Below are 19,316 nucleotides of genomic sequence, written 5' to 3'. Positions count from 1 at the left end.
CCCGCTGTTCACCCGTAGGTCGGCACGGCGTACGCGGCCCGCGACTACATGTGGGTCGCGACCGTGCGGATCTAAAACAGACTTCGAGAAAGACTCACAGACTCATGGCGAACTACACCGCCGCCGACGTCAAGAAGCTCCGTGAGCTCACCGGCGCCGGCATGATGGACTGCAAGAAGGCGCTGGACGAGGCCGAGGGCAACGTCGAGAAGGCTGTCGAAGCGCTGCGCATCAAGGGCCAGAAGGGCGTCGCCAAGCGCGAGGGCCGCTCCGCCGAGAACGGCGCCGTGGTCTCCATCATCGCCGACGACAACTCCTCCGGTGTCCTGGTCGAGCTGAAGTGCGAGACGGACTTCGTCGCCAAGGGCGAGAAGTTCCAGGCCGTGGCCAACGCCATCGCCGAGCACGCCGCCAAGACGAACCCGGCCGACATCGAGGCCCTGCTGGCCTCCGAGATCGAGGCCGGCAAGACCGTCCAGGCGTACGTGGACGAGGCCAACGCCAACCTCGGCGAGAAGATCGTCCTGGACCGCTTCGCGCAGTTCTCCGACGGCTACGTCACCGCCTACATGCACCGCACCATGCCCGACCTGCCCCCGCAGATCGGTGTCCTGGTCGAGCTGGACAAGCCCAACGCCGAGGTCGCCAAGGGCGTCGCCCAGCACATCGCCGCCTTCGCGCCGAAGTACCTGGCCAAGGAGGACGTGCCGGCGGACGTCGTCGAGTCCGAGCGCCGCATCGCCGAGGAGACCACCCGCGCCGAGGGCAAGCCCGAGGCCGCGATCGCCAAGATCGTCGAGGGTCGCCTGAACGGCTTCTTCAAGGACGCCACGCTGCTCGGCCAGCCGTACGCGCTGGACAACAAGAAGTCGGTCCAGAAGGTTCTGGACGAGGCCGGTGTCACCCTGAAGCGCTTCTCGCGCATCAAGGTCGGCATCTGAGTCCGTACCGCGATCGACGCGCGACCCCCGGGCGGATCCGAGAGGAAATGCCGATAGGGTCGACCGCAGTCGTCCGTCCCCATCGCCCCACCCCGGCGTGCGGCGGACGGCAGCAGATCTGACGAGGAGGCCATTGCCGCGCATGGGAGCGAAAAGCGACCCCACCGGCAATGGCCTTCTTCGTATGTGCAACACGTGAAAGAGGCGGGATCCCCCATGACCACCAAGGCCCAGAAGAGCGACGACGGCAAAGTACGCGGCCGGTTTCTGCTGAAGCTGTCCGGAGAGGCCTTCTCCGGCGGCGGGGGCCTGGGCGTCGACCCGGACGTGGTGCACAAGATCGCCCGTGAGATCGCGGCCGTCGTGCGCGACGGCGCCCAGATCGCGGTCGTCATCGGCGGCGGCAACTTCTTCCGCGGTGCCGAACTCCAGCAGCGCGGCATGGACCGTGCCCGCTCCGACTACATGGGCATGCTCGGCACCGTGATGAACTGCCTCGCCCTCCAGGACTTCCTGGAGAAGGAGGGCATCCAGTCCCGCGTGCAGACCGCCATCACCATGGGCCAGGTCGCCGAGCCGTACATCCCGCTGCGCGCCGTGCGCCACCTGGAGAAGGGCCGCGTGGTCATCTTCGGCGCCGGTATGGGCATGCCCTACTTCTCCACCGACACCACCGCCGCCCAGCGCGCCCTGGAGATCGACGCCGAGGCGCTGCTCATGGGCAAGAACGGCGTGGACGGGGTCTACGACTCCGACCCCAAGACCAACCCCGACGCCGTCAAGTTCGACGCGCTCGGCTACGGCGAGGTCATCACCCGCGACCTCAAGGTCGCCGACGCCACCGCCATCACGCTGTGCCGTGACAACAGCCTCCCGATCCTCGTCTTCGAGCTCCTGGCGGAGGGCAATATCGCCCGCGCCGTCAAGGGTGAGAAGATCGGCACGCTGGTGGGTGACCAGGGCAGCCGGGACTGACCCCGGATCAAACCCGGCCGGTGACGCACGGCCCCGTGCAGGGGCCGTCCCCGGCCGGGGGATGGACAATGTCCTGCCGGTCGGGAACCGTGCAGGAAGAAGACGCGACGCAGCCGGCCGCCGACCGACGCAGGAACCGGAGCCGGGCCTTACTCAAGACACGCAGGAGCAAGTGGTGATCGAAGAGACCCTCCTCGAGGCCGAGGAGAAGATGGAGAAGGCCGTCGTGGTCGCCAAGGAGGACTTCGCCGCGATCCGCACCGGCCGTGCGCACCCGGCGATGTTCAACAAGATCGTGGCCGACTACTACGGTGCGCTGACGCCGATCAACCAGATGGCCTCGTTCTCCGTGCCGGAGCCGCGCATGGCGGTCGTGACCCCGTTCGACAAGAGCGCGCTGCGCAACATCGAGCAGGCGATCCGCGACTCCGACCTGGGCGTCAACCCCAGCAACGACGGCAACATCATCCGGGTGGTGTTCCCCGAGCTGACCGAGGAGCGCCGCCGCGAGTACATCAAGGTCGCCAAGGGCAAGGCCGAGGACTCGAAGGTCTCGATCCGCTCCGTGCGCCGCAAGGCGAAGGACGCCATCGACAAGGCGATCAAGGACGGCGAGATCGGCGAGGACGAGGGCCGCCGTGCGGAGAAGGACCTCGACGACCTGACGGCGAAGTACGTCGCCCAGGTGGACGAGCTCCTGAAGCACAAGGAAGCGGAGCTGCTCGAAGTCTGATGAGCGACTCTTCCTGGGGAGCACCGCCACCGGCGGGGCAGACCGGTTACTGGGGGTCCACCGCGGGTGGACCTGTCCAGGGGGCTGCCCCGGCGGGTCCCGCGTACGATGCGCCTGAGGCGCAGCACACTCGCCCCATGCCCATCGTGCCCGACGGCCCCGCATACGGCGGAGACCAGGACGACGACCGGGGGGCCGCTCGGCCGAGCGGGCCCCTGTTCCGAGACGAGACGTCCCAGGCCCGGGAGCTCCCGGCCGAGACTCAGAACCCGGAGCCCATGCCCGACGCCCCGCAGCCGCCGCCGGCGCCGCAGAAGAAGAGCGCGGGCCGCGACCTGAGCGCCGCCATAGGGGTCGGCGTCGGGCTCGGTGTGGTGATCGTCGCGTCCCTGTTCATCGTCAAGGCCGTGTTCGTCGGCGTGATAGCGGTCGCCGTCGTCGTCGGACTGTGGGAGCTGACCAGCAGGCTCCAGGAGCGCAAGGAGATCAGGGCGCCGCTCGTGCCGCTCGCGGTGGGCGGCGCGGCCATGGTCGTCGCCGGCTACGTGCGCGGTGCCGAGGGCGCGTGGGTGGCCATGGCCCTCACCGCGCTGGCCACCCTGGTATGGCGCATGACGGAGCGGCCGGAGGGCTACCTCAGGGACGTCACGGCCGGAGTCTTCGCCGCGTTCTACGTACCCTTCCTCGCCACCTTCGTCGCGCTGATGCTCGCCGCCGACGACGGTCCCTGGCGGGTGCTGACCTTCCTGCTGCTGACGGTCGTCAGCGACACCGGGGCCTACGCGGTCGGCTGGCGCTTCGGCAAGCACAAGCTCGCCCCGCGCATCAGCCCCGGCAAGACCCGCGAGGGCCTGCTGGGCGCGGTGCTGTTCGCGATGGTGGCGGGCGCGCTGTGCACGCACTTCCTGATCGACGGCGGAGCCTGGTGGCAGGGCCTGCTGCTGGGCCTGGCGGTCGCGGCCAGCGCCACGCTGGGCGACCTCGGCGAATCCATGATCAAGCGCGACCTCGGGATCAAGGACATGGGCACCTTGCTCCCCGGCCACGGCGGCATCATGGACCGCCTGGACTCGCTGCTGCCCACGGCTCCGGTGGTGTGGCTGCTGCTGGTGGTGTTCGTCGGCTCCACGTGACCCCTGGCGGTCCTTTACCGGCTGCGTCGAGCGGTCCGGCCTCCCGGCCCTCCTCCTGTGTCACAGCAGGGCGGGGGCCGTCGTCGTGGCGGCGAGTCCGTGCCGTGGCGGGGCGCCGTCGTCTCAGCCGCGCGTCCGCGCCGTGCCACGATCGCGCGCCGGGGCCGCGTGGCGGTCCGTACCCGGATGCCGCAGCAGGAATCGGCGGCCCGGTGGCGCGCGCGGCAGACTCCTCCCAGGGCGGTGGTCGCGTCGCCGCCCGGCGCCGCAGCAGGGAGTGTGCCCGATGCCCCTCGACCCCGCCCCCGCCTCCACGTCCACCTGCCCGGCCCGCACCACCGCGTGCCCGGCCTCCGTCTCCGCGTGTCCGGCCTCCGGCTCGGCGTCTCCCGCCCGCGTCTCCGCGTGCCCGGCCTCCCCTTCCCCGTCCGGGCCCGCGCGCCCCGCACCCCCGTCCGGGCGCCCCGCCCCGGCCCGCGCGCCCGCGCGTCCCGCCTCCCTGTGCCCGGCCGGCACCGCCGCCTCCCCGGCCCCCTCCCCTCCGGTGCGGTTCTGGCCCGTGGACGACCTGCCCGCGCTCGACCCCGATCCGTTCCTGGACGCACTGCTGCGCGAGGAGCCGGTCAGCCGGATCCGGTTGCCCCACGGCGCGGGCTGGGCCTGGCTGGTCACCCGGTACGAGGACGTCCGCCTCGTCACCTCCGACCCGCGCTTCTCCCGGGCACGGGTCGCCGGCCGCGACGTGCCCGCCCTGCGCCCGGTGCCGGTCGCCTCGCGGACGGCGGGGCTCCAGTACATCGACCCGCCCCGGCACACCCGGCTGCGCCGCGTCGTCGCCCGGGCGTTCACCGCGCGGAGCATGCGTCGGCTGCGTCCGCTCGCCGAGCGCCGGGCCGCCGAGCTGCTCGACGGGATGGCGCGCGCCGGTGCCCCGGCCGACCTCATGGAGCACCTGCACGGCCCCTTCCCGCTCGCCGTGCTCCGCGACTTCCTCGGCGTGGCCGAGGAGGACCGGCGGGACTGGACCGCGGCCGGGGAGGCCCTGCTGTCGGCGGGCGCGGGGTCCGGGGAGCGCGCCCGGGAGGCCGCGAGGGAGACCCGGGAGCGGATCGCCGGACTGCTCCGGCGCCGCCGCGAGGAGCCCCGCGAGGACCTGGCCGGGGTGCTGGCGCGGGCCGCCGCCGAGGGCGGGATCACCGACGACGAGGCGGTGTCCCTCGCGATCGCCGTCCAGGTCAGCGGCGGCCACGCGGTCCGCAACAACAGCGGCTCGATGATGTACGCGCTGCTCACCCACCCCGGCCACCTGGACCGGCTGCGCCGGGAGCCGGAGCTGCTGCCCCGGGCGGTGGAGGAACTGTTCCGCTACGTCCCGCACCGCAACGGCGTCGGCATCCCCCGGATCGCCACCGAGGACGTCGAGGTGGGCGGCCGGCTGATCCGCGCCGGTGACGTGGTCCACAACGCCTACCTGGCCGCCAACCGCGATCCCGGGGCGTTCCCCGACCCCGACGCCCTGGACTTCGACCGGGACCCCCTCGCCCACCTGGCCTTCGGCCACGGCCCGCACCACTGCCCGGCCGCCGTCATGGCCCGCATGGAGGCCGAGGTCATGATCGGCTCCGTCCTGGCCCGCTTCCCCGGCCTGCGGCTGGCCGTCCCTCCCGGTCGGGTCGAGTTCCAGCGCCGGGGCCTGATCCGCGGCCCGAGGAGCCTGCCGGTGACCTGGTGAAGGCGGCTTTCGGGGCCACCCGGTTGGATCTGCGACACTGGTAAGGCCATGCCTAAGCCCGGAGAACTCACTTTCGTCGCGCCGCGCGGAGCCAAGAAGCCGCCGCGGCATCTCGCCGACCTCACGCCCGCCCAGCGCAAGGACGCGGTGGCCGAGACCGGCGAGAAGCCGTTCCGCGCCAAGCAGCTCTCGCAGCACTACTTCGCGCGGTACGCGCACGACCCGGAGCAGTGGACCGACATCCCCGCCGGTTCGCGTGCCAAGCTCCAGGAAGCGCTGTTCCCGGAGCTGATGACCGTCGTCCGGCATCTGTCCACCGACGAGGGGACCACGCGCAAGACGCTGTGGCGGCTGTTCGACGGGACGCTGGTCGAGTCCGTGCTGATGCGCTACCCGGACCGGGTGACCATGTGCATCAGCTCGCAGGCCGGGTGCGGGATGAACTGCCCGTTCTGCGCGACCGGGCAGGCGGGGCTGGACCGCAACCTGTCCACCGCGGAGATCGTCCACCAGATCGTGGACGGCATGCGGGCGCTGCGCGACGGCGAGGTGCCGGGCGGTCCGGCGCGGCTGTCGAACATCGTCTTCATGGGGATGGGCGAGCCGCTCGCCAACTACAACCGGGTCGTCGGGGCCATCCGGGCGCTCACCGACCCCGCGCCGGACGGGCTCGGCCTCTCGCAGCGCGGGATCACCGTCTCCACCGTCGGTCTGGTGCCCGCCATCCACCGGTTCGCCGACGAGGGCTTCAAGTGCCGGCTGGCGATCTCCCTGCACGCTCCCGACGACGAGCTGCGCGACACCCTCGTCCCCGTGAACACGCGGTGGAAGGTGCGCGAGGTGCTGGACGCCGGTTTCGAGTACACCGAGAAGTCGGGCCGCCGGCTGTCCATCGAGTACGCGCTGATCCGGGACATCAACGACCAGGCCTGGCGCGGCGACCGGCTCGGCCGGCTGCTCAAGGGCAAGCCCGTGCACGTCAACCTCATCCCGCTCAACCCCACGCCGGGGTCGAAGTGGACCGCGTCGCGGCCGGAGGACGAGAAGGCGTTCGTGGAGGCCATCGCCGCCCACGGGGTGGCCGTGACCATCCGGGACACCCGCGGTCAGGAGATCGACGGAGCCTGCGGTCAGCTCGCGGCCACCGAGCGGTAATCTGACCACGTCCACATATCTTCATATTCCGACAGGGGAGCGCCACAGCGCTGAGAGTGCGGCGACCGGGCCGCAGACCCTCTGAACCTCGCCCAGGTCATTCTGGGTAGGAAGTTCGGTCATCACTCAAGCTGTTGCGCCCTGCCCGGGCCGCCCGCGCGGCGGTCCGGGCAGGGCCGCGTCTCTTCCTGGCCAACCCCCAGGAGGACATCCAGTGCACAACAAGACCCTCGTGGCCGTGGCGGCGGGGCTCGGCCTGGTCACGCTGTCCGCGTGCGGTGCGTCGGGGTCCGGGTCGTCCTCGGACCCCAAGACCGTCACCCTCGTCAGCCACGACTCGTGGAGCGTCTCCAAGAGCGTCGTCAAGGACTTCGAGAAGCGGTCCGGGTACAAGCTCAGGGTCCTCAAGGACGGCGACGCCGGGCAGGCCGTCAACAAGGCGATCCTGACCAAGGACAACCCGCAGGGCGACGTCTTCTTCGGTGTCGACAACACCCTGCTCTCCCGGGCCCTGGACAACGGGCTGTTCCAGCCCTACGAGCCGAAGGGCGCCGACTCCGTCCGGCCGGAGAACCGCGTCGACCAGGACGAGCACCGCGTCACCCCCGTCGACACCGGCGACATCTGCGTCAACTACGACAAGGCCTGGTTCAGCGCGCACAAGCTGACCCCGCCGCGGTCCTTCGACGACCTCGCCAAGCCCGCGTACAAGAACCTCCTCGTCACGGAGAACGCGGCCACCTCCTCGCCCGGCCTCGGCTTCCTGCTCGGCAGCGCCGCGCGGTTCGGCGACAAGGGCTGGCCGGAGTACTGGAAGAAGCTCCGGGCCAACGGAGTCAAGGTCGTCAACGGCTGGGAGCAGGCCTACTACCAGGAGTTCTCCGGCTCCTCCGAGGGCAGGAAGGCCGGCGGCGACCGGCCGCTGGTGGTGTCGTACGCCTCTTCCCCGCCCGCCGAGGTGATCTACGCCAAGAAGCGGCCCGCGACCGCCCCGACCGGGGTGGCGTACGGCACCTGCTTCCGGCAGACCGAGTACGCCGGGCTGCTGAGCAACGCGAAGAACCCCGCGGGCGGCAAGGCGTTCCTCGACTTCCTGCTCACCCGGCGGTTCCAGCAGGACATGCCGCTGAACATGTTCGTCTACCCGGTCGTCGAGGGGGCCGTCGTGCCCGCCGACTTCACCGAGTACGGTCCGGCCGCCAAGGACCCCGAGACCCTGGCCCCCGGCAGGATCGCCGCCAACCGCGACCAGTGGGTCTCCGCGTGGACGTCGCTCGTACTGAAGTGACCGCCAGGGCGCGGGGCCGGCGCGGGAGCGCGGCGCGGCTCGGGCTGATGGCCCTGCCCGTCGCGTTCTTCGCGCTGTTCTTCGCCTGGCCCGTCGCCGCGATCGTCACGCGCGGGCTGCGGGCGGACGGCACCTGGCAGGTCGGGCGGATCGTGGACGTGGTCACCCGCCCCGACATCCGGCACGTGCTGTGGTTCACCACCTGGCAGGCGCTCGCCTCCACCGCGCTCACCCTGCTGCTCGCTCTGCCCGCCGCGTACGTCTTCGCCCGCCTGGACTTCCCCGGCAGACAGGTGCTGCGGGCCGTCGTCACGGTGCCGTTCGTGCTGCCGACCGTCGTCGTCGGCAGCGCCTTCCTGGCGCTGGTCGGGCGGGGCGGCCTGCTGGACGAGCTGTGGGGGGTACGGCTGGACACCACGGTGTGGGCGATCCTGCTCGCCCATGTCTTCTTCAACTACGCGGTGGTCGTCCGCACCGTCGGCGGGCTGTGGGCCCAGCTCGACCCCCGGCAGGAGGAGGCCGCGCGCATGCTGGGCGCCTCCCCGCTGACGGCCTGGCGCCGGGTCACCCTCCCGGCGCTCGGGCCCGCCGTGGCGGCCGCCGCCCTGATGGTGTTCCTGTTCACCTTCACCTCCTTCGGCGTGGTCCAGATCCTCGGCGGCCCCGCCTTCTCCACCCTCGAGGTGGAGATCTACCAGCAGACCTCCGAGGTCTTCGACCTGACCACGGCCGCCGTCCTCACCCTCGTCCAGTTCGCCGCCGTCGGCGCGGTCCTCGCCGTGCACGCCTGGACGGTGCGGCGGCGGGAGACCGCGCTGCGCCTGGTCGACGCCACCGGGACCGCGCGCCGGCCGCGCGGGGCCGGACAGTGGGCGCTGCTGACCGCCGTCCTCGCCACCGTCGCCCTGCTGCTGGTGCTGCCGCTGGGCGTCCTCGTGCGCCGCTCCCTGGACGCGCCCGGCCTCGGCTACTACCGGGCGCTGACCGACCCCGACGGCGGTACGTTCGTGGTGGCGCCCGTCCACGCGGTGTGGACCTCGCTCCAGTACGCCGTCGTCGCCACCGCCATCGCCGTCGTGATCGGTGCCCTCGCCGCCGCGGCGCTGGCCCGCCGGGACGCCGGACGGCTGGTCCGGGGCTTCGACGCGCTGCTGATGCTGCCGCTCGGCGTCTCCGCGGTGACGGTCGGCTTCGGCTTCCTGATCGCGCTCGACAAGCCGCCGCTGGACCTGCGCCAGTCCTGGATCCTGGTGCCGCTCGCCCAGGCGCTGGTCGGCGCCCCCTTCGTCGTACGGACCATGCTGCCCGTGCTGCGCGCGGTGGACGGGCGCCTCAGGGAGGCCGCCGCCGTGCTCGGGGCCTCCCCCTGGCGGGTGTGGCGGGAGGTGGACCTGCCGCTGGTGCGGCGGGCGCTGCTGATCGCGGCCGGCTTCGCGTTCGCCGTGTCGCTCGGCGAGTTCGGGGCGACCGTGTTCATCGCCCGGCCCGACAACCCCACGCTCCCGGTCGCCGTGGCCCGGCTGCTCAGCCGCCCCGGCGATCTCAACTACGGGCAGGCGATGGCCCTTTCGACCATTCTGATGGTGGTGTGCGCCGCCGCGCTGCTCGTCCTGGAGCGGCTGCGCACCGACCGGACGGGGGAGTTCTAGATGCTGCTCAGCCTGGACGCCGCGACCGTGCGCTTCGGCGGGCGGGCCGTCCTCGACCGGGTCGGCCTCGATGTCGCCGAGCACGAGGTGGTGTGCGTGCTCGGGCCCAGCGGCAGCGGCAAGTCGACGCTGCTCAGGGCCGTCGCAGGGTTGCAGCCCCTCGATTCCGGGCGGGTGGTGCTCGACGGCCGGGACCAGCGCGGGGTGCCCGCGCACCAGCGTGATGTCGGCCTGATGTTCCAGGACCACCAGCTGTTCCCGCAGCGGGACGTCGGCGCCAACGTGGCGTTCGGGCTGCGCATGCACGGTGTCGCCCGGCGCGAACGGGACGCCGAGGTGGGCCGGCTGCTCGACCTGGTCGGCCTGCCGGGGGCCGCGCGGCGGGCGGTGACCGCCCTGTCCGGCGGCGAGCAGCAGCGCGTGGCCCTCGCCCGGGCACTCGCGCCCCGGCCCCGGCTGCTCATGCTGGACGAGCCGCTCGGCCAGCTCGACCGCTCGCTGCGCGAACGCCTCGTGGTGGAACTGCGGGAGCTGTTCGGCCGGCTGGGCACGACCGTGCTCGCCGTGACCCACGACCAGGGCGAGGCGTTCGCGCTGGCCGACCGGGTGGTGGTGATGCGGGACGGACGGATCGCGCAGTCCGGGACGCCCGTCGAGGTGTGGCAGCAGCCCGCCGACGCGTTCGTGGCCCGCTTCCTCGGCTTCGAGAACGTGGTCCGGGCGAGCGTCGACGGCACGGTCGCCGACAGCCCCTGGGGCAAGCTGCCGGTCCCCGACGGCTCGGCGCGGGGCAGCCGTTCGGTCCTGGTCCGCCCGGCCGGGGTCCGGCTGGTGCCCGCGGGCCAGGGCCTGTCCTGCACGGTGACCGCCCGCACCTTCAAGGGCTCGCACGTGGCCGTCCACCTCCAGCCGGCCGACGGGCCGCGGCTGGAGGCGGCCTGCGCGCTGCGCGACGCGCCCGAACCCGGCGCCTCGGTCGGCGTGGAGTTCGACGCGGCCGAGATCGCCGTGCTGGACTGATCGTCCGCCCCGGGGCTCGTGCCCGTGCCGAGGGGCCGCGCTCGGTCCCGTCGCTCAGCCGTCGCGGCCCGGACCGCGACGGCGCATGCCGAACCAGACCGCGCCCCCGCCGGCCGCGACCAGGACCGCCGCGAGGCCGGCGATCAGCGCGGTGTGGGAGTTCGCGCCGGTCTCCGCGAGGCCCGAGTCGCCGGCCACCGGCGAGGGCACGTCGGCCGGGACGCCCGCGGGGGCGGGGCTCGACGGGGAGGCCGACGGGGCCGGGGGCGCCGGCTCGGCCGGGGCGGACGCGGTGGTGGACGATGTGGGCGCCGGGGCCGGGGAGTCCGGCGGTGCCGTGCCGGCGGTCGGGGCCGGGGTCCCGGTCGCGGGCGCGCAGGGGGTGGACGGTGTCACCAGGTCGGGCCGGACGTCCTGGTCGACCTGCCGGCCGGCCGTGACATGGACCCGGTACGTCGTGCCCGGCTTCCAGTCCGCCGGGAAGACGGCCCGGACGCCCTGCCCCGATCCCTTGACCGGCTGCTCGCCGACCTTCGTCTCGACGCCTCCGGCGCTCTTGAGGAAGACGCCGACGGTGGCGTCGGTGGCGGAGGGGTCGGTGTCGGTGACGACGATGACACCCTTGCCGCCGTCGCAGCCGGCCGCGGCGGAGAAGTCCTCGATGGTGCACGCGAGAGCGGAGCCGGCCGGGCCGAGTATCAGGGCCGCCGATCCGGTGGCGACGCCCAGAACGCTCGCGGAACGGCGGACGCTACGGCGAGTCATGGACAACGTTTGTCCTTTACAGAGAGCAAGTGCGGGGGGGGGTGGAGGGGGAGTCGGGGGCGGCGGAACGCGGTGTCCGGACCCCGGCTCCCCGGGAGGCTCACAGATCTATAAGCGCCCCGCGAGAAGTGTCAACGCGCGGGCCCCGCACGGCCGTTGCCTTTGCCCGCTTATTAACCGCCCCGATGTTTGGGCGCGCCGCCGGGAGGCGCTCCCGAGCCCGGCGGTGCGGGGCCTCGGCGGTGCAGGGCCCGGGCGGTTCAGGGTCTCAGCGGCTCAGGGGCAGGGCCGACAGCGCGGCGATCGCCAGGACGAGCGGGCCGCACAGGGCCGGCAGGGCGGCGGCGCGCAGCGCCGCGGCCCCGCGCAGCAGGGCGGGGCGGGCGCCCAGGCGGAGCAGCGCGGCGGTGGTGGCGGCGCGGTGCTGGCGGGCCTCGACGGCCACGGTGAACAGGGTGGCGAGCGTGGAGCCGCCGACGACGAGCGCGCCGAGGGCGGACAGCGGGCCGAAGGCCGGGGCCGGGCCGCCGGACAGCGCGACCAGGGCGCACCCGGCGGACGCCACCGCGCAGACCACGCCGAGGGGACGGCCGATCCGGACGGCCTCCGCCATGAGGCCCCGGCCGGCCAGCAGCCGCAGCACGCCCGGCCGCCCGGCCTGGAGGAGCCGCCCGCACAGATGGGTGAGTCCGGGGCCGGCCAGCACCAGACCGGCGGCGATGAGGAGCCAGCCGAGGAGGACGGCGAGGGCGGGCGCCGGGGCCGAGCGGCCGGCGTAGGACTGCGCGGCCAGCCCGGCGGTGACGAGGGCGACGCCCCAGGGGAGACCGGCGGGGGGTCGGGCGTCGGTGTCCGGCAGTGGTGCCGGGGACTCGGGGCCGGTCGCGGCGTCCGGCGCCGGTTCGCCGTCCGCGCCCGCCCCTCCCCACGGCGCGCCGGGGGCCGTCCCCGCCGCCCCGGCGGTGGCACCGCCCGCAGGGTGCGGCTCGGCGGCGCGTGCCCGGGCGGCGGCCCGCGCCCGGAAGCGTCCGTACGCCCCGAAGGTCTCCGTGCCCGGCGCGCCGCCGAAGGCCCCGAACCGGCCGAACCGCCGCGCCCGCGGCGCCGCCGGGCCGGGATCCCGCGGACGGAGCGCCACGGCCACCGCCGCCGTCGCGGTGACCGGGAGCACGGCCAGCAGGGTCATGGCCGCCGGCACCGGGAAGGGCAGGCCCGCCGCGAGGACACCGGCCGCCGCCCCGTCGAACGGCAGGCCCGCCAGGTCCCCGCGCAGGTGCAGGAAGAGCAGCAGGGCCAGCAGCGAGCCCAGGGTGCAGGACAGGGCCGTCGTCAGCGCGGAGACCGCCATGAGCCGGGCCGGGCCGAGACCCGCGGCGGACAGCCCGGGGCGTGGCCGGGTGCCGGGGTCGGTGCGGGCCACCGCCAGCGCCAGGTACACCGTGGCGGCGAGCGGCACCGCGCACCAGGCCAGGCGCAGCGCGGCGGCGTCCGCGGCCTCCGGGTGCTCCAGCGCGTGGGCGAGGCTGGACAGCAGCAGCAGGCCGGTGCCCGCCGAGGCCGCGGCCACCAGCAGGCGGCGCAGCTGGACGGCGGGCCGGGCGGCGCGGGTCAGGCGGAGAGCGAGCACGCCGCCCGGCCTTCCACGTCGGGAGCGTCCGGCAGGTGCACGGTGTGCACCCGGCGCCCGTCCAGCAGGGCCACCGTGCGGTCGGCGAGGGCGGCGGTGTCGGGGTCGTGCGTGGCGAGGACGACCGTGATGCCGTGCGAGCGGGCCGCCGTGGTCAGGGTGCGCAGCACATGGGCGCGGTCGGCGCGGTGCAGCGGTGCCGTCGGTTCGTCGGCGAACAGCACCTGCGGCCCGGCGGCCAGCGCGCGGGCGATGGCGACGCGCTGGCGCTCGGCGTGCCGCAGCGCGCGCGGGCGGCAGCGGGCCCGGTCGCCGACGTCGAGGCGCTCCAGCCACTCCAGCGCGCACACCTTGGCCCGGCGGCGGGCGGTGCCGCGCAGCATCAGCGGGAGCGCGGCGTTCTCCCAGACGTTCAGCTCGGGGACGAGGACGGGTTCGGGGTCGATCCACCCGAAGCGCTCGCGGCGCAGCCGCTCGCGGGCCGTCGGGCCGAGGGTGTGCACGGGGGAGCTGTTGAACCAGACCTCGCCGGCGCACACCGGCACCAGGCCGGACAGACAGCGCAGCAGGGTCGTCTTGCCGCTGCCGCGCGGTCCGCTGACGGCGAGGATCTCGCCCTGCCGCACGCCGATCGAGACCCCGGCCAGCCCGGGGGAGCCGTCGCGGTGCGTGTAGTGCAGGGAGCGTGCCCAGAGCACGTCGTTGTCCGGTGGGGCCTCCATGGCGTACACCTCGGTTCTGATCCGTTTCCCCGTGCCTGTTCCGCCATGTGGGGGAACGAAGGCTGGGCTGATCGGTCACTGGCACGCTAGGCAGGGTCCGGACGGGAGCCCGGACAGCACGCGGCCCCGGGCCGCCGTTCTCACTCGAACGGACGGCGCCGGGGCCGCGTGCTGTCATCCGGTCGGATGATCAGAGCTTGGTCCACGCCTCCGTGAGGGTGGCCCGCAGGATCTGCTCGATCTCGTCGAAGGTCTCCTGGGCGGAGATCAGCGGCGGGGCGAGCTGGACGACCGGGTCGCCGCGGTCGTCGGCACGGCAGTACAGGCCGTTGTCGAACAGCGCCTTGGAGAGGAAGCCGTACAGGACGCGCTCGGTCTCCTCCTCGTTGAAGGACTCCTTGGTGTTCTTGTCCTTCACCAGCTCGATGCCGTAGAAGAAGCCGTTGCCGCGGACGTCGCCGACGATCGGCAGGTCGTGCAGCTTCTGCAGGGTCTGCAGGAAGGCGCCCTCGTTGTCCAGCACGTGCTGGTTGAGGCCCTCGCGCTCGAACAGGTCGAGGTTGGCGAGGCCCACCGCGGCGGAGACCGGGTGGCCGCCGAAGGTGTAGCCGTGCAGGAAGGTGTTGTCGCCCTTGTAGAACGGCTCGGCGAGCTTGTCGGAGATGATGCAGGCGCCGATCGGGGAGTAGCCCGAGGTCATGCCCTTGGCGCAGGTGATCATGTCCGGGACGTAGCCGAACTTGTCGCAGGCGAACGTCGTGCCGAGGCGGCCGAAGGCGCAGATGACCTCGTCCGACACCAGCAGGACGTCGTACTTGTCGCAGATCTCGCGCACGCGCTGGAAGTAGCCGGGCGGCGGCGGGAAGCAGCCGCCGGCGTTCTGCACCGGCTCCAGGAAGACCGCGGCGACGGTGTCGGGGCCCTCGAAGAGGATCTGCTGCTCGATCTGGTCGGCGGCCCAGCGGCCGAAGGCGACCGGGTCGTCACCGAAGAGCGGCGCGCGGTAGATGTTGGTGTTCGGCACCTTGTGCGCGCCCGGCACCAGCGGCTCGAAGGGGGCCTTCAGGCCCGGCAGGCCGGTGATGGACAGGGCGCCCTGCGGGGTGCCGTGGTAGGCGACCGCGCGGGAGATGACCTTGTACTTGGTGGGCTTGCCGGTGAGCTTGAAGTACTGCTTGGCGAGCTTCCAGGCGGTCTCGACGGCCTCGCCGCCACCGGTGGTGAAGAAGACCTTGTTCAGGTCGCCCGGGGCTTCGTTGGCCAAGCGCTCGGCCAGCTCCACGGCCTTGGGGTGGGCGTAGGACCACACCGGGAAGAAGGCCAGCTCCTGCGCCTGCTTGGCGGCGGTCTCGGCGAGTTCCGTGCGGCCGTGACCGGCCTGGACCACGAACAGACCCGCGAGACCGTCGAGGTAGCGCTTGCCCTTGTCGTCGTAGATGTAGGTGCCCTCACCCCGGACGATGGTCGGGACGGGGGAGTTCTCGTACGAGGACATGCGGGTGAAGTGCATCCACAGGTGGTCGTACGCGGTGCGGCTGAGGTCCTTGGTGCTCACGGTTATCGGGTTCCCCACATGTAGGTCTGCTTCTTGAGCTTCAGATAGACGAAGCTCTCGGTGGAGCGCACGCCGGGCAGGGCCCGGATGCGTTTGTTGATGACGTCCAGCAGGTGGTCGTCGTCCTCGCAGACGATCTCGGCGAGGATGTCGAACGAGCCCGCGGTCATCACCACGTACTCGACTTCCGACATGCCGGTCAGCGCGTCCGCGATCGACTCGACATCGCCCTCGACGTTGATCCCGACCATCGCCTGCCGGCGGAAGCCCACGGTCAGCGGGTCCGTCACGGCGACGATCTGCATCACGCCCTGGTCCAGCAGCTTCTGCACGCGCTGGCGCACGGCCGCCTCGGACAGGCCGACGGCCTTGCCGATCGCGGCGTACGGCCGGCGGCCGTCCTCCTGGAGCTGCTGGATGATGGCGAGGGAGACGGCGTCCAGCTGGGGACTGTTGCCGTTCCTGGACTCGCGGGACGAGTCCCTCTGGTCTGCGCTTCGACTGGCCACGACCTCACTGTGCACCAGGTCTCGACAGTTTTGCAAGCTCTCAGCGATGAAATCCGTTGTTTAGGAGACTTGACCTTGCGGATTTCGCAGATCGAGCGCCGGTGGGGGTGTTGAAAACGTGGGTGCGGCGATTAGGGTGGGTGTCTCAGCGAGTGGACAGCCAGAACCAGATCAGGAGGCCGGCAGTGAGCACCGAGCTGCGTCGTCTGCGCAACTACATCGACGGTGAGTTCCGGGACGCCGCCGACGGACGGACCACCGAGGTGGTCAACCCCGCGACGGGCGAGGCGTACGCGACCGCGCCGCTGTCCGGGCAGGCGGACGTCGACGCCGCCATGGAAGCCGCCGCCCGCGCCTTCCCCGCCTGGCGCGACACCACCCCCGCCGAGCGGCAGAAGGCCCTCCTGAAGATCGCCGACGCGTTCGAGGAGCGCGCCGAGGAACTGATCGCGGCCGAGGTGGAGAACACGGGCAAGCCCGTCGGGCTGACCCGCTCCGAGGAGATCCCGCCGATGGTCGACCAGATCCGCTTCTTCGCGGGTGCGGCCCGGATGCTGGAGGGCCGCTCGGCCGGCGAGTACATGGAGGGGATGACCTCGATCATCCGCCGTGAGCCGGTCGGTGTCTGCGCGCAGGTCGCGCCGTGGAACTACCCGATGATGATGGCCGTGTGGAAGTTCGCCCCGGCCATCGCGGCGGGCAACACGGTCGTGCTCAAGCCGTCGGACACCACCCCCGCCTCCACGGTGCTGATCGCCGACATCATCGGCTCGATCCTGCCCGAGGGCGTCTTCAACGTCATCTGCGGCGACCGCGACACCGGCCGGATGATGGTCGAGCACCCCGTGCCCGCGATGGCGTCGATCACCGGCTCCGTGCGCGCCGGCATGTCCGTCGCCGAGTCCGCCTCCAAGGACGTCAAGCGCGTCCACCTGGAGCTGGGCGGCAAGGCCCCGGTCGTCGTCTTCGAGGACACCGACATCGCCAAGGCCGCCGAGGACATCTCCATGGCGGGCTTCTTCAACGCCGGCCAGGACTGTACGGCCGCCACCCGCGTCCTCGTCCACGAGGCGATCCACGACGAGTTCGTCGCCGCGCTGGCCAAGGCCGCGGCCGAGACCAGGACCGGGCAGCCGGACGACGAGGACGTCCTCTTCGGCCCGCTGAACAACCCCAACCAGCTGAAGCAGGTCGCGGGCTTCATCGAGCGCCTGCCGGCCCACGCCAAGGTCGAGGCGGGCGGCCACCGGGTCGGCGACAAGGGCTACTTCTACGCCCCGACCGTCGTCTCCGGCCTCAAGCAGGACGACGAGATCGTCCAGAACGAGGTCTTCGGCCCGGTCATCACCGTGCAGTCCTTCACCGACGAGGACCAGGCCGTCGAGTACGCCAACGGCGTCGAGTACGCCCTCGCGTCCTCGGTGTGGACCAAGGACCACGCCCGCGCGATGCGCCTGTCCAAGAAGCTCGACTTCGGCTGCGTGTGGATCAACACGCACATCCCGCTGGTCGCCGAGATGCCGCACGGCGGCTTCAAGAAGTCCGGCTACGGCAAGGACCTGTCGGCCTACGGCTTCGAGGACTACACGCGCATCAAGCACGTGATGACGTCCCTGGACGCGTAGGCACCGCGAACGGCGGCACGGCCCCGGACGGGTCTCACCTTCCCGTCCGGGGCCGTCCCGCGTCGTGCCCCGGCGGGGTGATCGACAAGGTGTCGGGCAGGCGTCCGAGCGCTCGACGCAGCGTCGATTGCCGCTCCCGGCGGCGGAACGGCATCCTTCCGGGGTGTCCCAGACTTCCTCCCGCACGTCCGCGCCGTCCCGCCGCTCCCTCCTCGCCGCCCTCGGCACCGCCGCCGCGCTCGGCGCGCTGGCCGGGTGCGGGGTGCCCGCCGCCTACGTCAGGCCCGGTGACCGCGCCGCGGCCGACGAGTCCGCGGCGGACAAGAGGCTGACCTGGGCCAACTGGCCGCTGTACATCGACACCGACGACGACGACCCGGGCCGGCGGCCCACGCTGGACGGGTTCCGGAAGCGCACCGGGATCTCCGTCGACTACGTCGAGGAGATCAACGACAACGACGAGTTCTTCGGCAAGATCAGCCCCTCGCTGATGAGCCACCGGCCCACCGGCCGCGATCTGATCGTCATCAGCGACTGGATGTGCGCCCGGTACGTCCGGCTGGGCTGGGTCCAGGAGATGGACCGCGCCCACCAGCCGAACGTCGCGCGCCACCTGGACCCGCTGCTGCGCTCGCCCGCCTTCGACCGGGGCCGCCGGTTCACCGTGCCCTGGCAGTCCGGGATCACCGGCATCGCCTACAACCGGCGGGCGCTCGGCCGGGACATCCGGCACGTCAAGGACCTCTGGGCGCCCGACCTCAAGGGACGGGTGACCCTGCTGTCCGGCCTGGACGAGGCGTTCGCGCTGCTCATGCAGGGCGACGGCGTCGACATCACCCGCTGGACCACGGACGACTTCCACCGGATGTGCGACCGGATCGAGCGGGAGGTGCACCGGGGCCAGATCCGCCGCTTCACCGGCAACGACTACACCAAGGACCTGGTCACCGGGGACGTACTGGCCTGCCAGGCGTACTCCGGTGACGTCATCCAGCTCCAGGCGGACAACCCCGACATCCGCTTCGTCGTCCCCGAGGAGGGAGCCGAGCTGTGGTCGGACTCGCTGATGATCCCCGACCGGGCCCGGCACAAGGCCAACGCCGAGCGGCTGATCGACTACTACTACCAGCCCGAGGTCGCCGCGAAGCTCGCCGCCTGGGTCAACTACGTCTGCCCGGTCCCGGCCGCCCGGGAGGTGCTGGCCGCCGACGCGGACAAGGAGACCGCGGCCCTCGCCGACAACCCCCTGATCTTCCCGGACCCCGTCATGCGCGAGCGTCTGGCCGTCGCCCGGGACATCGGCACGACGGAACGCCCGGAGTTCACCCGGCGCTGGAACGGCATAGTGGGCCTGTGAGCCGCCGGACCGCGCCGGCACCGGGCAGGATGAGCCCATGGTCATGGACAAGGGTTTCCCGCTGCCGCGCGGGGCGACGGGCCTCCTCGGCCCGAAGGACGCCGGTCCGCTTCCCCGGACCGACCCGCGGACGTTCCGCGCCGCCCTGTACGCGGCCGCCCGGATCGCCGGGGGCACGGTGGGCGAGGTGGAGGAACAGAGCCGTCCCCGCTCCTTCCACACCGCCTCGGTCCTCGACGGCGCGGGCGAGACCGTCGTGCTGTGCCACGCCCACCACCCGTGGATCGCGTTCGCCCCGGAACGCCGGAACTGGTACGACGAGGAGTTCCTCGCACCGCCCGCCTGGGCCCCGGCCTTCGCCGACGCGGGCTTCACGGTGCTCGACCGCGAGCGGCTCACCACACCGCTGAGTGCCGTGGACACCTCGGCCCTGACCCGGGACGAGTGGCGCCACATCCGCCTCTACCACCTCACCACGCTGGGCGGGGTGCTCTTCAACGCCTGGGACTGACGCCCCGCGAGCGGCTCGC

General features: G+C 72.6%; 17 protein-coding genes. 12 read left to right on the top strand and 5 right to left on the bottom strand.

Features of this window, described 5'->3' with window-relative positions:
* Nucleotides 1–104 precede the first annotated feature (104 nt).
* From tsf to ACZ63H_RS08225, 9 genes are all read left to right on the top strand, one after another.
* Nucleotides 105–941, top strand: coding sequence for a translation elongation factor Ts (tsf, locus tag ACZ63H_RS08265; RefSeq protein WP_469863016.1), 837 nt, complete (start codon nucleotides 105–107; stop codon nucleotides 939–941).
* 216 nt (nucleotides 942–1,157) lie between these two features.
* A complete protein-coding gene (gene pyrH, locus ACZ63H_RS08260) occupies nucleotides 1,158–1,916 on the top strand; it encodes a UMP kinase (RefSeq protein ID WP_469863015.1) in 759 nt (252 codons plus the stop codon).
* Between the two features lie 175 nt (nucleotides 1,917–2,091).
* Nucleotides 2,092–2,649, top strand: a complete 558-nt coding sequence (frr, locus tag ACZ63H_RS08255; protein WP_469863014.1) for a ribosome recycling factor — start codon at nucleotides 2,092–2,094, stop codon at nucleotides 2,647–2,649.
* On the top strand, nucleotides 2,649–3,782 hold the full coding sequence (locus tag ACZ63H_RS08250; RefSeq protein ID WP_469863013.1) for a phosphatidate cytidylyltransferase: 1,134 nt from the start codon (nucleotides 2,649–2,651) through the stop codon (nucleotides 3,780–3,782). The genes frr and ACZ63H_RS08250 overlap by 1 nt, the downstream gene beginning before the upstream one ends.
* Nucleotides 3,783–4,341: 559 nt before the next feature.
* A complete protein-coding gene (locus ACZ63H_RS08245; protein WP_469863012.1) occupies nucleotides 4,342–5,514 on the top strand; it encodes a cytochrome P450 in 1,173 nt (390 codons plus the stop codon).
* Between the two features lie 48 nt (nucleotides 5,515–5,562).
* The gene (gene rlmN / locus ACZ63H_RS08240) at nucleotides 5,563–6,669 is read left to right on the top strand and encodes a dual-specificity RNA methyltransferase RlmN (RefSeq protein WP_469863011.1); all 1,107 of its coding nucleotides are present in this window, start codon (nucleotides 5,563–5,565) and stop codon (nucleotides 6,667–6,669) included.
* A gap of 214 nt (nucleotides 6,670–6,883) precedes the next feature.
* A complete protein-coding gene (locus ACZ63H_RS08235; RefSeq protein WP_469863010.1) occupies nucleotides 6,884–7,957 on the top strand; it encodes a thiamine ABC transporter substrate-binding protein in 1,074 nt (357 codons plus the stop codon).
* A 47-nt stretch (nucleotides 7,958–8,004) separates the two neighbouring features.
* The gene (locus tag ACZ63H_RS08230; protein WP_469863074.1) at nucleotides 8,005–9,606 is read left to right on the top strand and encodes an ABC transporter permease; all 1,602 of its coding nucleotides are present in this window, start codon (nucleotides 8,005–8,007) and stop codon (nucleotides 9,604–9,606) included.
* The gene (locus ACZ63H_RS08225) at nucleotides 9,607–10,626 is read left to right on the top strand and encodes an ABC transporter ATP-binding protein (protein ID WP_469863009.1); all 1,020 of its coding nucleotides are present in this window, start codon (nucleotides 9,607–9,609) and stop codon (nucleotides 10,624–10,626) included.
* 54 nt (nucleotides 10,627–10,680) lie between these two features.
* Here ACZ63H_RS08225 and ACZ63H_RS08220 read toward each other — a convergent pair whose 3' ends face one another.
* The 5 genes from ACZ63H_RS08220 to ACZ63H_RS08200 form a co-directional block, all read right to left on the bottom strand.
* Nucleotides 10,681–11,391, bottom strand: coding sequence for an LAETG motif-containing sortase-dependent surface protein (locus ACZ63H_RS08220; RefSeq protein WP_469863008.1), 711 nt, complete (start codon nucleotides 11,389–11,391; stop codon nucleotides 10,681–10,683).
* Between the two features lie 268 nt (nucleotides 11,392–11,659).
* Nucleotides 11,660–13,018, bottom strand: coding sequence for a hypothetical protein (locus tag ACZ63H_RS08215; protein ID WP_469863007.1), 1,359 nt, complete (start codon nucleotides 13,016–13,018; stop codon nucleotides 11,660–11,662).
* Nucleotides 13,000–13,740, bottom strand: a complete 741-nt coding sequence (locus tag ACZ63H_RS08210) for an ABC transporter ATP-binding protein (RefSeq protein ID WP_469863006.1) — start codon at nucleotides 13,738–13,740, stop codon at nucleotides 13,000–13,002. The genes ACZ63H_RS08215 and ACZ63H_RS08210 overlap by 19 nt, the downstream gene beginning before the upstream one ends.
* 190 nt (nucleotides 13,741–13,930) lie before the next feature.
* The gene (locus tag ACZ63H_RS08205) at nucleotides 13,931–15,295 is read right to left on the bottom strand and encodes an aspartate aminotransferase family protein (protein ID WP_469863005.1); all 1,365 of its coding nucleotides are present in this window, start codon (nucleotides 15,293–15,295) and stop codon (nucleotides 13,931–13,933) included.
* 2 nt (nucleotides 15,296–15,297) lie between these two features.
* Nucleotides 15,298–15,819, bottom strand: coding sequence for an Lrp/AsnC family transcriptional regulator (locus ACZ63H_RS08200; protein ID WP_185149123.1), 522 nt, complete (start codon nucleotides 15,817–15,819; stop codon nucleotides 15,298–15,300).
* Between the two features lie 170 nt (nucleotides 15,820–15,989).
* Between ACZ63H_RS08200 and ACZ63H_RS08195 the strand changes: the two genes are divergently transcribed.
* The 3 genes from ACZ63H_RS08195 to ACZ63H_RS08185 all read left to right on the top strand — a co-directional run bounded on the left by ACZ63H_RS08195 (nucleotide 15,990) and on the right by ACZ63H_RS08185 (nucleotide 19,297).
* Nucleotides 15,990–17,429, top strand: a complete 1,440-nt coding sequence (locus ACZ63H_RS08195; protein ID WP_469863004.1) for a gamma-aminobutyraldehyde dehydrogenase — start codon at nucleotides 15,990–15,992, stop codon at nucleotides 17,427–17,429.
* 163 nt (nucleotides 17,430–17,592) lie between these two features.
* A complete protein-coding gene (locus ACZ63H_RS08190) occupies nucleotides 17,593–18,786 on the top strand; it encodes a polyamine ABC transporter substrate-binding protein (protein ID WP_469863003.1) in 1,194 nt (397 codons plus the stop codon).
* A 37-nt stretch (nucleotides 18,787–18,823) separates the two neighbouring features.
* Nucleotides 18,824–19,297: a hypothetical protein gene (locus ACZ63H_RS08185; RefSeq protein WP_469863002.1), complete on the top strand. Its 474-nt coding sequence runs from the start codon at nucleotides 18,824–18,826 to the stop codon at nucleotides 19,295–19,297.
* Nucleotides 19,298–19,316 lie beyond the last annotated feature (19 nt).

This window comes from Streptomyces sp. NPDC104831, assembly GCF_055583025.1.
Note: the sequence above shows the minus strand (reverse complement) of the source record. Positions and strands in the feature narration are given on the sequence as shown.

What these genes read in the sequence shown, in the direction of transcription:
- rlmN (WP_469863011.1), top strand. Translation starts at nt 5,563, where the DNA reads ATGCCTAAGCCCGGAGAACTCACTTTCGTCGCGCCGCGCGGAGCCAAG.
- pyrH (WP_469863015.1), top strand. Translation starts at nt 1,158, where the DNA reads ATGACCACCAAGGCCCAGAAGAGCGACGACGGCAAAGTACGCGGCCGG.
- ACZ63H_RS08230 (WP_469863074.1), top strand. Translation starts at nt 8,005, where the DNA reads ATGGCCCTGCCCGTCGCGTTCTTCGCGCTGTTCTTCGCCTGGCCCGTC.
- ACZ63H_RS08220 (WP_469863008.1), bottom strand. Translation starts at nt 11,391, where the DNA reads ATGACTCGCCGTAGCGTCCGCCGTTCCGCGAGCGTTCTGGGCGTCGCC.
- ACZ63H_RS08210 (WP_469863006.1), bottom strand. Translation starts at nt 13,740, where the DNA reads ATGGAGGCCCCACCGGACAACGACGTGCTCTGGGCACGCTCCCTGCAC.
- ACZ63H_RS08250 (WP_469863013.1), top strand. Translation starts at nt 2,649, where the DNA reads ATGAGCGACTCTTCCTGGGGAGCACCGCCACCGGCGGGGCAGACCGGT.
- tsf (WP_469863016.1), top strand. Translation starts at nt 105, where the DNA reads ATGGCGAACTACACCGCCGCCGACGTCAAGAAGCTCCGTGAGCTCACC.
- ACZ63H_RS08225 (WP_469863009.1), top strand. Translation starts at nt 9,607, where the DNA reads ATGCTGCTCAGCCTGGACGCCGCGACCGTGCGCTTCGGCGGGCGGGCC.
- ACZ63H_RS08185 (WP_469863002.1), top strand. Translation starts at nt 18,824, where the DNA reads ATGGTCATGGACAAGGGTTTCCCGCTGCCGCGCGGGGCGACGGGCCTC.